Below are 11,486 nucleotides of genomic sequence, written 5' to 3' on the forward strand. Positions count from 1 at the left end.
CTTCTTTCTTTTTGTCTACTTTAATTTCTTGCCCTACTATTTTACTTTCCGACAACTATTTTACACATAGGATAGTGATTAACGTTTGAGGTGATAGGCTTTCTAGCGGGTAAAACTTTATACTTTCCTATTCTACAAGAAAGGGTCTGTGACCATCGATGGCGAAACCCTGGTAACAGCTCTGTATAATAAAATTGCTTTTATCCCTGACGCGTCCATCTCCCTGCCTCACTTTACGATTCAGGAAAGCATGGATTTCATGAATGTCTATTATGATACCTGGAATGCCAGACGGGCCAAGGACATTCTTAAATTCTTCAGGCTGAATGCTTCTGATAAATTGCGTGATCTGTCGAAAGGGAATCAGGCGAAAGTCAATTTGCTTCTGGGTCTGGCTCTCGATGTCGAGTATATTCTGATGGATGAACCGTTCTCCGGCATCGATATTTTTACCCGTGAACAGATTACCGAAGTATTCAGCAGCTATCTGGTGGAAGACAGAGGCGTGCTGATTACAACACACGAAATCAATGACATTGAACACCTTCTGGATAAAGTCATTCTGCTTGATGAAGGAAAAATTTATAAAGTATTCAATGCGGAACACATGCGTGAAACAGAAGGAAAATCTGTGATCGATGTCATGAGGGAGGTTTACACAGGATGAAACAATATATGAAATCATTACTTAACCTGACGGCGTTCGAGCTGGATCGTATCTCAAAGTTTCTCTATACTTTGCTCGGTGTGACCCTGCTGCTTAACCTGATCGGTTTCATATACCCACCTATGCGCTATGTCGGCCGGATGAATGAATACATGCAGACAGAATCAGTCACTGCCCAGCAGGCAATCGAGCGATTCGGCAGTTTCTCTTTTTACGACGTCACCAGTACACTGTGGCTCCTGGCACCCGCGACTCTTGGTATCAGTGGACTGCTTCTCTATTCCTTTTTTATCTGGTATAGAGAATGGATGGGCAAGAATACCTTTGCCTACCGCCTTTTAATGCTCCCAGTCCCTCGAATGCAGATCTTTTATTCGAAACTGTTCGTCATCTATATTGCCATCTTCAGCCTGATTGCTGTTCAGATCATTTCCTTGACTATCGGCTTTCAGATCGTTTCTGCTATCGTTCCTGACGACTGGCTGTCCGGCATGACTTTAGATCAGGCTCTTAATATACATCCACTTTTCACAGTGATCCTGCCGGTCTCTTCATTTTATTTCCTGTCAGCGAATGGAATCGGTCTGACATTCATGCTTGTGCTATTTACAGTGATTCTTTTGGAAAGGAGTTATTCGTTCAAAGGACTAGGATTAGGAATCGCCTATGGAGTCGTTACGGTTCTGATAGCGGTATTTCCAGCCTTCCTGCCCGATCTCGTGCAGAATTATTATCTTTTCTTCGATTCCGAAATTATGGCACTCATTATTGTTCTGATGACAATAATCGGGATAACTTCTCTTCTCATCAGCCGTCATCTGCTAAATAAAAAAATAACGATTTAGAAAGGAGCAGACACATGACAAAATATTCGAAACTGATCAGCTTTGTGCTTCTTTGTGTTCTGACTCTATCAGCTTTTGGGATCTACCAGATACAGGCGGGTACACGCTTGCCGGAGATTAAACTGGTCACTGAAGAAGGAAATGCCGATGAACTGGACGCTTTATTCTTTATAGGCAATATCTACAGCACTCAGTCCTCTGGAAGAAGCAGTACCTTCGAATTTAAGGATGGAGACTTCTCCTATCTTAATAACCGCTCCGTCTTCAGACATCTGGATTACGTATACAATCCCGTTGCCAACAGATATGTCAGTGACTACCGCTCCTTCATGCGAGGAAAGGCCAGAAATATAAGCAATTTCACCGAGACAGACGATGAGATCGTCTACACAGCTATGGCCAGCGATGTCAACTGGCGCAGAATGTTCGACGACAACATGCTCGATATCTCGCTGTTTGATAAAGACTCGGAAGAGGAGCAGTCTTATGAAGTAAGACTGGAAGGCGCTTCTTATCAAGGAGTTGTGGCCAGTTACTATCATGCACCTGAACTGACGATTGCGACTCAAGTTGCTGACGAACAGATGGGAAATGGATGGTACATCTATACCTTTAATTTCGATGAGCCGGAAGACACATTGTCTCCCGAAGTGAATGTCGGTCAGGCTCTTGACTCAAGCAGCGTTCAGATTTCTTTTTCTCCAACAGGAACCGAACGGTACATCCCGTTCAAATCCCTTCAGCCTGGTGAGGAAGACGAATATGGAGAAATCACTGACTACACGACAGACGCTTTTCATGTCTATGATATCCAGACCGGTGACTTTCAAGAGATTCCTTTATTCGAAAAAGGAGAGACCCTTGTCCTGAGCGAGGATGAACAGGTCATCGTTGGACAGGACCTTGGAGAAACGATTAACTGGCACGACTGGAATGTGACTGACGAATCATTAAACAAACTTGGTTCAACAGACATGATCACGCCTTCTATCGGCAGACTGCCTGTGTATTACTACAATCATTCATTTAATCAAGGCATGCAGCTGGTCAATGGACACGTTTATGCTTATGAAGACCATTACTCAGAGGACGGATATAGTCGTCCGATGTTCCAGGTCATTGACCTTGACTCGGTCAGTACTGACTTTTCCGGCTACTTCGGACTTGAAGACCGGGAAAATGACCGGTCGACCGAAATAATGCTCTTCGATTTCAAGATCAATCCTTTATAATTATGTCCCACCTCTTATAAGATAAACCGGCGGCCCCCTTCCCCGGTTTATCTTTTTTATTTGGAAGCGAATAGCATTCGCATCCATTTGAAGCTTTTCTGTTTTCAGTTTTGCTTCTTTTTGGCTGGCTTCTGCTGGTTATTTCTCTGGAATGGGAGGATGTGATGTCGAGCTGCTGTCTAGATGGAGCTGAGGCGGCTGTGCTATAGCTAAGCTGCAGTTGGATCTGCTTCTATCTCCAGTTTAGAATAGTTTGATCCTGGTTAAATAGAAGTAGACGCAATTTAATTGCATTTCAGCCTGCTTCACCTGAGTGATAATCAAGCTATAAGACGTCTACTTACAGTTTTAGAACTTATTGCACCGCTAACTGCCGCTAGAGCCTTCCTGGTGACACTTTTGCCGGAAATATTTCAAGGAAGTATAACTAGATCCCGTCTAGTTATACTTCCTTGATGTAAATTGGATAAGACATCCAGTTAATCCTCTTGTAACGAGAGTTTCTTCTATTAATGGATCTCTAAACTGTAGTAAGATCCGCACATACGGTAAAACAACTTCCGCTCCGATTGATTTCATCCATACTCAAACCTATTTTAGCCTTATATTAAACGTATCCAAGTCTCAAACCATCTGGCATTTTCAAACATAACTTGTTATACTATTTTAAAGTTAGCAAATGACTTTTACTCTGTATCAGATTGGGTGAAATAATAATTATGACAGAACACTTACGTGAATCAATTAAACAAAGCAAACGGGTCGTAATCAAAGTAGGAACCAGTACCATCATGTACCCGAATGGCGCAATCAACCTCCAGCAGATGGAAAAACTGTCCTTTGTCCTGAGCGACTTGAAGAATCAGGGCAAGGAAATCATTCTTGTCTCGTCCGGAGCGATCGGTGTCGGTCTGGCCCGAATGAATCTGACTGAACGTCCGGTCACGATTCCCGAGCAGCAGGCCATTGCCTCGATCGGCCAGACGGAACTGATGAGTCTGTACAGTCAGTTCTTCTATAATTACGGCCACCAGGTCGGCCAGGTTCTTCTGACAAAGGACGTAACTGATTTCCCGGTCAGTCGTCAGAACACGGTCAATACTTTCGAGCAGCTTCTTCTGAAACACGTGATTCCGATCGTCAATGAAAACGATACGGTCTCCGTTGAAGAACTGGATCACCTGACGCGCTTCGGGGATAACGACACCCTGTCTGCCATTGTTCTGGAACTGACCGATGCCGATCTGCTGGTCATGCTCTCAGATATCGACGGCTTCTACGACAAGAACCCGATGAAATACAAAGACGCCAGTCGATTCGATACAATCAGCGAAATCAACGACACCATTCTTTCACTGGCACAGGACTCTTCGACAAAGTTCGGGACCGGTGGAATGATCACCAAACTGAACGCAGCTCAAATCGTACTGGAAGCAAAGAAGAATATGATCCTGGCTAACGGAGAAGATTTATCTATTCTGTTCCGCATCTTGTCAGGAGAGAAAATAGGGACCCTATTTTCACCCTTTGATTAAGAAAACAGAACATCAGGAAGGATGACACAACATGACAAGCCTTATTGAACTCGGTCAGCGAGCTAAGAAAGCCGAGCGACAGCTTGCCCAGGCTACAACGAATGAAAAAAATGAGGCCCTCGCCCTTATGGCAGACGCCTTGATCGATTCAACTGACTTTATAATAGAAGAAAATAAAAAAGACACCGATCGGGCCAGAGAAGCCGGCATCAGTGATTCGTTACTGGACCGACTGACACTGACTGCTGACCGTATTGCCGCTATGGCTCAGGGACTTAAAGATATCGTCTCTCTGCCAGATCCAGTTGGTCTAGTGGACAGCATGTGGACCAATGACGCGGGCCTGAAGATCGGCAAGCAGTCGGTTCCGCTTGGCGTGATCGGGATCATTTACGAGGCACGTCCCAACGTCACTTCAGACGCAGCCGGACTCTGCTTCAAATCGGGAAACGTCGTGATTCTTCGCGGCGGCAAAGAGGCATTCAACTCGAATAAAGCCATCGTGCAGAGCCTGCGTCAGGCACTGGGACAGAGCACCCTTCCGACTGACTCGATTCAGCTCCTTGAAGACACCTCTCGTGAAACGGCCAGAGAGATGATGCAGCTGAACCGCTACCTTGATGTTCTTATTCCTCGTGGGGGAGCTAATCTGATCAAGGCAGTGGTCGAGAACGCGACGGTACCAGTGATCGAGACTGGAACTGGAAACGTCCACGTCTACATCGATCAGACGGCTGACCGTGATATGGCCAGAGACATCATCGTCAACGCTAAAACAGACCGTCCTTCAGTCTGTAATGCCGCAGAAACGTTGCTGATCCACAAAGATGTAGCAGAAGATTATCTACCAGTCATTGAAGATGCCTTGGCTGAATGGAATGTTGAACTGCGAGCCGATAACCGGGCTGCCGCTATTTTGAGTGAGTCCGTTCCGGCTACTGAAGAAGACTGGGCAACGGAATTCCTGGATTACATCTTGGCTATAAAAGTGGTCGATTCCCTGGATGAAGCCATTGCGCATATCAATCAGTACAGCACGGGTCACTCGGAAGCCATCGTCACGTCTGATTACTTTGCCGGCCAGCGCTTCCACCGTGAAGTCGATTCTGCAGCGGTTTATGTCAATGCATCGACACGCTTTACCGACGGATTCGAGTACGGATTCGGTGCCGAGATCGGGATCAGCACTCAGAAACTGCATGCCCGCGGCCCAATGGGACTGCCTGAACTGACCTCTTCAAAATACATTGTCTTTGGCGAAGGACAAATCAGATAACTAGAAAAAGACAAGCGCAATCCCTGAATGGGGATTCTGCTTGTCTTTTTATGTGTTCAGTCTTCCGATTCATCCATGAGCCTCTGCTGCGTCTCTTTAGTAATAGCCATCAGTGCCTGGTAGAAGTCTGATAGCTCGCGGTGGAAAGCTGGATTACTGAGCCGTTCGATGTTTTTCTTGATCACAGCTTCTTCTCTTCCTGCATCGAGAATAGGCAGATCATGTGCCTTCTTGTATTCGCCGACTTTCAGCACTGTTTCCATCCGTTTTTCAAATAAGGCCGTCAGCTGCTGATCGATCAGGTCAATCTCCTCGCGGCATTGGTCCAGTTCAGTCATTTAGTTTCCTCCCAGAATCAGATCGGTCAGCGCAATAGCCGTCACTGCTTCAAGGACGGGCAGGACGCGTGGAACGATACAAGGATCGTGGCGGCCTTCGACTTCTAGCTCGGCAGCTTTTCCTTCTCTGACATTGATCGTCTGCTGCTTTTTCTTGATCGATGCCGGTGGCTTGACTGCTGATCGGAAAACGATCGGCATGCCGTATGTGATGCCTCCGATGATGCCTCCGTTATTGTTCGAGCGCGTCTTCACCTGCCCGTTTTCATCGTAGTAGTATTCATCATTGGCTTCAGACCCTTTCATTCTGGTTATATCGAAGCCGGTACCGAATTCGATTCCCTTGATTGCAGGGACAGAAAATACGAGATGAGCCAGTGTAGACTCTACTGAATCGAAGAACGGATTCCCGTATCCTGCCGGGATGCCTAGCACAAAGGTTTCAACAACGCCTCCAACGGAGTCTCCTTCTTCTTTCGCTTCGAGAATAAGATCCCGGATCGCTTCTTTCTTTTCACCATCGAATAGAGGCAGCTGATCTTTCTTGAATGCTTCCGCCTGCTCGTGGGTGACTTCTTTCTGGTCCGCAAACCGCTCATCCTCAATGTTTCCGATTGACTGGATATGGGAGCTGACTGTTATGCCTTTCTGCTTCAGCCACTGCTGGCAGATGGCTCCGGCAAATACGATCGGTGCGGTAATCCGTCCGGAAAAATGTCCGCTGCCTCGGTGATCGTTATGACCTTTGTATCTCATTCGTCCAGGGTAATCTGCCTGACCCGGTCGCATGACATCCTTAAGTAAACTGTAGTCTTTTGACCGTGTATTTGTATTTCTGATAATGGCCGTTAGTGGTGCCCCTGTCGTTTTCCCGTCCAGGAATCCGCTCAGAATTTCCGGCAGATCTTTTTCTTTACGCGGCGTCGTCAGATCACTGCTGCCAGGTGCACGTCTGGCCATTTCAACTTGTACCTGGTCCAGATCAATTTCAAATCCTGGCGGCAGCCCATTAATTGTAATTCCTATGGCGTCTCCGTGAGATTCACCAAATAAAGACAGCTCAAGTTTTTTTCCCCAAATGCCACTCATTTAAATTGTCCTCCTAATAGTTTGAAGTCTTCCCAGAAATGCGGGTATGATTTTGCCACACATTCTGTGTCATTTATTGTAATAGGTTCTTCGCATCGCGTAGAGGCAATCCCCAGCATCATAGCCATCCGGTGGTCCCTGTGGCTCCAGACCGTCACTCCCCCTTTGAGCTGATCCACGCCTTGAATGACGAGACTATCGCCTTCAACTTGTATATCTGCTCCAAGCGCTTCGAGTTCTTTCTGCGTAGCTGCAAGACGGTCACTTTCTTTGATCTTAAGTCTCTCCAGATTGGTGAACCGCGTGTGACCTTTACTCAAAGCAGCTGCCAGAGCTGCTGTTGGAATGATGTCCGGAAACTGAGACCCGTCGATTACACGTTCTGTTTCATCAGACAGTTTATTCAGAATGTCCAGTATAGCCTTGTCCCCCTGCAGCGACTGACTGTCGAGCCCAGATAGACTGATATCATTTCCGATATGATTAGCTGTGAGGAAGAATGCTGCCTGAGAAAAATCGCCTTCTACAGCATAATCCGCTGCCTGCATCTTCTGATTACCCGGTATCACAAAAGTCTGGCCCTCATCCTCAACTTTGATTTCAAGTCCAAACAGATCAAAAACGTGTAAAGTCAGATCGATATAGCCTTTGGATTCAAGAGGCGTTGTCACGTAAATTCTGGAGTCGCCATTTAAAAAAGGCAGAGTCATCAGAAGGCCTGTGATGAACTGTGAGCTGATGTCTCCTCTCATTTCGATGGTATCCGGTGAAAGGTGTCCCCCAATGACAAGATCAAGACGCTCCGTGCCCTTTAAGTCGTAGTCCAGTCCCTGTTTTTCAAATAAATCTTTGTATGGCGTCAAAGGACGCTGACCAAGTTTCCCTCGTCCGGTGAAACGGGTCTTTCCTTCAAATAAAGTCGCTACAGGCACAAGAAATCTTAATGTCGACCCAGACTCATTGCAGTCGATCGTCCGAACTGGATCTGATTCTTTCCCTTCAGACTGATCATTCGCCACGCTTTTCGACTGAAGGCCGATACCCTGAATCGTGAGAGCATTTTCCTGCTCATTAATTTCAGCACCCATGGCACGCATTCCCTGAATCGTGGCTTTAATGTCATCGGAAAACTGAATGTTACTGATCGTGCTGGTTCCCTCAGCCAGTGCGGCACAAATGATCGCTCTGTGTGCCAGGCTCTTAGATGGAGGTACAGTCACTTCTCCTTGTAGTCTATTTGGTGTAAGTGTTAAATCCGTCAATGGTCCTGTCCTCCTGTTCTAAGTGAGTCAAAAAAGCTGACGTCTGTCTGATGAGTAGCTGCCGTGCCGATTGAGTTGAGAAGAACAACATGGAGCTGATTGTTGAGTTGTTTCTTGTCTTTTCTTACAAACGAAAGAATGTCATTATACACCTTTGTATCCTCCATCTCAGATGGCAGCCGGTGCATCTTCAGAACGCGTCGTAGCTGATCAGCTGTTCCTGTTTCAGTCAGTTCTCTGGCTTCGGAAATTTCGGTCAAGGTTGCCATACCGATCGCCACTGCATGTCCGTGTGTAATGTGTTCATAGTGATAGTAGGCTTCGATCGCGTGTCCGAGCGTATGTCCGAAATTTAGAAGCATGCGCAGCCCCTTGTCTTTCTCATCCTGCTCGACAACTTCTCGCTTGATGTCGCAGCACCTAGCAATGATCCATTCAATCTCTGTCATCACTGCATCTCTTGATTCAAGCTTTAAAAGACTGTCAAAAAAATCTGCATCCCAGATGCATCCGTATTTGATGACTTCAGCCATGCCGTCCGCAAAGTAGTGATCCGTCAAGGTATTCAAAACCTCCGGATCGATTATGACTTGTGTCGGATGATAGAAGGATCCAACCAGGTTTTTCCCTTCCGGCAGATCCACTCCTACTTTTCCGCCGACACTGCTGTCGACTTGAGCGAGCAGGGAGGTCGGGATCTGAACTAAATCGATACCTCTAAGGTAAGAGGCAGCCGCAAAGCCTGCTATATCACCTATTACGCCACCGCCTAAAGCAACGATCACATCGCTTCTGGTCAGTCCCGCTTCAATAAGCTGGGAAAAGATTTGGGGCATCATCGAGAGTGTCTTCGTCTGCTCACCCGGCTGCAGAACGATCATGCTGACTTCGAAGCCTTCATCAGCCAGCTGCTGTTCAACTGCAGCCCCGTAATAGCTGTCGACATTTCTGTCAGTGATGACGGCGACTCGTCGACTTTTAGTCAGTTGAGCCACTTCTTTCCCGACTTTCTGAAGCAGCCCTTTTTCAATTTTAATCGCATATGATACAGACGCCTGCGGCAAGTTGACGTTCAATTCATTCATCTGAATGACTCCTTAATTAGATACTTTCTGAGTGGATAGAGGAACAGTACGGCCTTCAACTGATGCCAGCTTCTCGGCTTTCTCCATCAGAAGTCCGAATTCGTCTGGTGTCAGGCACTGTTCTCCGTCGCTCCATGCGTTTTCCGGATCATTGTGTACCTCGATCATCAGCCCATCTGCTCCTGCGACGATCCCTGCTTTTGCTCCAGCTTCAACCAGGTAAGACATACCGCCCGCGTGGCTTGGATCGATAATTATCGGCAGGTGAGACAGTTTTTTGATGACCGGTACCGCCTGAATATCTAGTGTGTTACGCGTTTCCGGTTCGAACGTGCGGACGCCTCGTTCACAGAGAATAACGTTCTCGTTTCCTTCTGACATGATGTATTCCGCAGACATCAACCATTCCTTGTAAGTTGCAGACAGTCCACGTTTAAGAAGGACAGGGGTCTTCGTTTTCCCTACTTCTTTCAACAAGTCAAAGTTCTGCATATTACGAGCGCCGATCTGGATCAAATCAACGGATTCTACGAATTCATCGATCCATTTAGTCGACATCAGCTCAGTAACAATTGGCAGGCCTGTTTCTGCCTTGGCCGTCTGAAGCATACGCAGCCCTTCAAGTTCCAGTCCCTGGAAGCTGTACGGAGATGTACGCGGTTTGAACGCTCCCCCTCTTAAGAAATTGGCCCCAGCTTTCTTGATTCGTTTCGCTACGTCAACAATCTGTTCTTCACTTTCTACAGAACACGGGCCGGCAATAATCCCCAGCTGGTCTCCACCGATAGTTTCCTGACCAACTTCTATAATCGAGTTTTCCGGATGAAATTTACGGTTGGCCCGCTTGTACGGTTCTTCAACTCTGACGATCTGCTCGACTTCCGGACGTGCCTGTAGACGATGTGTAATAGCACTAGTATCTCCAATCACACCTAGAAAGTCTCGTTTTATATCTGAGAAATGACTGACTGATACCCCTTGTTCTTCAACCTTCTTTGTAATTTCTTTAATCGCTTTTGAACCTGTTCCCTGTTTTAATACAATAATCATTTTATTTTCTCCTCTTCATCTTTTATTTTATACAAGCACCAGACCATTTGAGGCTCATAACGCTCAACAATCTGATAATTGTCTTTTTTTTCCTTTTCAAACACATCTTCGCTGATAATCGTGTATTTCAGACCCATATTTTTAAAAGCAGTCCAGGCTTTGATCTTGCTGTCAGTGTAGGTGATCGGAAGTGTCTCATTCACTTTGTTCAAGTATTTTTCCAGAAAAATCTCTGTTGCCGGATGAATCATGGCGCTGTCCATTTTTCTGTCTCGATTTTCTACCAGAACCATCGGCTTGGTTTTCTTTGCGAAAACTTGAAGCAGCTCTATTTTCTCCCAATAATCGTAGTTGAATTCTTTCCATCCATAGGGTTTTCTGGCACTCTGAAAGGCTACGGGAAACAGAACGCAGTCGCCTTTGAGCCGTTCGAGTTCATGAAGGATGGTATCGAATGACGGATAGCCAACAATGTCATCCTCCTCTGCCTGTAGTAACGACTGGGCTGCGGCGTAACTGTCTGTACTTTCCGGCCCTAATGTGTGAATAATCATCTGATCTCCTCCACTGACATATCTTAGTAACTTGGTGTGTACAGTTGCTTCGTGTCAGACAACCAAATAAGCTGACTTGCCATCCCAACCGACTTCAGGATAAACAAAAAGCTGCATCCGGTTATCTGTTTTACTTAAACAGGATAATCGAATGCAGCGTTGGTTAAATTCACATATATAAATTAATAGTTCATTTATAGTGTGCGCCCATTCGATGTCCTGATGGAATCTATGGGGCACTGTTTTTTAAGACAGCTTAAAGTGCTCTAGCCTCCATAGATTGTTTCTAAAGAAGCTAAAGTAATAACGATTCAATTGTGGCGTGATTAAGTTGTTTAATTCTTTATTCATGTTAAACACTCCTCAATTGGTTTCAGTCATTAACTAACTGTGCTCACAATGTTAGCAAGTATAAAAATAAATGTCAAGGGATAAGTTAAAAATAATTATTGTTTCCTGAATAATTCATAGTACTTTGTCATAACAGGCATTTATCCCGCTTTGATAAGGTTTATCAATCTATTCCTTATTCACCCGTTGGGTGAAGAAAAAA

10 protein-coding genes and 1 pseudogene are annotated in these 11,486 nt (G+C 45.8%); 5 read left to right on the top strand and 6 right to left on the bottom strand.

Features of this window, described 5'->3' with window-relative positions:
- Positions 1-145 precede the first annotated feature (145 nt).
- The 5 genes and pseudogenes from ABFX15_RS05360 to ABFX15_RS05380 all read left to right on the top strand — a co-directional run.
- A pseudogene (locus tag ABFX15_RS05360) lies at positions 146-667 on the top strand (ATP-binding cassette domain-containing protein); the annotation flags it as partial.
- Positions 664-1,512, top strand: a complete 849-nt coding sequence (locus tag ABFX15_RS05365) for a hypothetical protein (protein WP_346024453.1) — start codon at positions 664-666, stop codon at positions 1,510-1,512. The pseudogene ABFX15_RS05360 and the gene ABFX15_RS05365, both read left to right, overlap by 4 nt.
- A 14-nt stretch (positions 1,513-1,526) precedes the next feature.
- Entirely contained in the window at positions 1,527-2,744 is a 1,218-nt protein-coding gene (locus ABFX15_RS05370) for a hypothetical protein (protein WP_346024454.1), read from the top strand.
- 719 nt (positions 2,745-3,463) lie between these two features.
- Positions 3,464-4,279, top strand: coding sequence for a glutamate 5-kinase (proB, locus tag ABFX15_RS05375; RefSeq protein WP_346024455.1), 816 nt, complete (start codon positions 3,464-3,466; stop codon positions 4,277-4,279).
- A gap of 31 nt (positions 4,280-4,310) precedes the next feature.
- The gene (locus ABFX15_RS05380; RefSeq protein WP_346024456.1) at positions 4,311-5,555 is read left to right on the top strand and encodes a glutamate-5-semialdehyde dehydrogenase; all 1,245 of its coding nucleotides are present in this window, start codon (positions 4,311-4,313) and stop codon (positions 5,553-5,555) included.
- A gap of 56 nt (positions 5,556-5,611) precedes the next feature.
- On the opposite strand, the gene ABFX15_RS05385 is transcribed toward ABFX15_RS05380, so the two are convergent.
- Genes ABFX15_RS05385 through ABFX15_RS05410 form a run of 6 tightly spaced genes read right to left on the bottom strand, consistent with a single transcriptional unit; the run spans position 5,612 to position 10,933 of the window.
- Complete coding sequence (locus tag ABFX15_RS05385) at positions 5,612-5,893, bottom strand: chorismate mutase (protein ID WP_346024457.1); 282 nt, start codon at positions 5,891-5,893, stop codon at positions 5,612-5,614.
- A complete protein-coding gene (gene aroC / locus ABFX15_RS05390) occupies positions 5,894-6,982 on the bottom strand; it encodes a chorismate synthase (protein ID WP_346024458.1) in 1,089 nt (362 codons plus the stop codon). It lies immediately after the preceding gene.
- Positions 6,979-8,244, bottom strand: a complete 1,266-nt coding sequence (gene aroA / locus ABFX15_RS05395) for a 3-phosphoshikimate 1-carboxyvinyltransferase (protein ID WP_346024459.1) — start codon at positions 8,242-8,244, stop codon at positions 6,979-6,981. Before aroA ends, aroC begins: the two co-directional genes overlap by 4 nt.
- Positions 8,241-9,329, bottom strand: a complete 1,089-nt coding sequence (gene aroB / locus ABFX15_RS05400) for a 3-dehydroquinate synthase (RefSeq protein ID WP_346024460.1) — start codon at positions 9,327-9,329, stop codon at positions 8,241-8,243. Before aroB ends, aroA begins: the two co-directional genes overlap by 4 nt.
- A gap of 12 nt (positions 9,330-9,341) precedes the next feature.
- Positions 9,342-10,379 (bottom strand): 3-deoxy-7-phosphoheptulonate synthase, encoded by a 1,038-nt coding sequence (aroF, locus tag ABFX15_RS05405; RefSeq protein WP_346024461.1) that lies wholly within the window; start codon positions 10,377-10,379, stop codon positions 9,342-9,344.
- On the bottom strand, positions 10,376-10,933 hold the full coding sequence (locus ABFX15_RS05410) for a hypothetical protein (RefSeq protein WP_346024462.1): 558 nt from the start codon (positions 10,931-10,933) through the stop codon (positions 10,376-10,378). The genes aroF and ABFX15_RS05410 overlap by 4 nt, the downstream gene beginning before the upstream one ends.
- Positions 10,934-11,486 lie beyond the last annotated feature (553 nt).

The sequence above is a fragment of the Alkalibacterium indicireducens genome (genome assembly GCF_039522005.1).
Classification (GTDB): Bacteria; Bacillota; Bacilli; order Lactobacillales; family Carnobacteriaceae_A; genus Alkalibacterium; species Alkalibacterium indicireducens.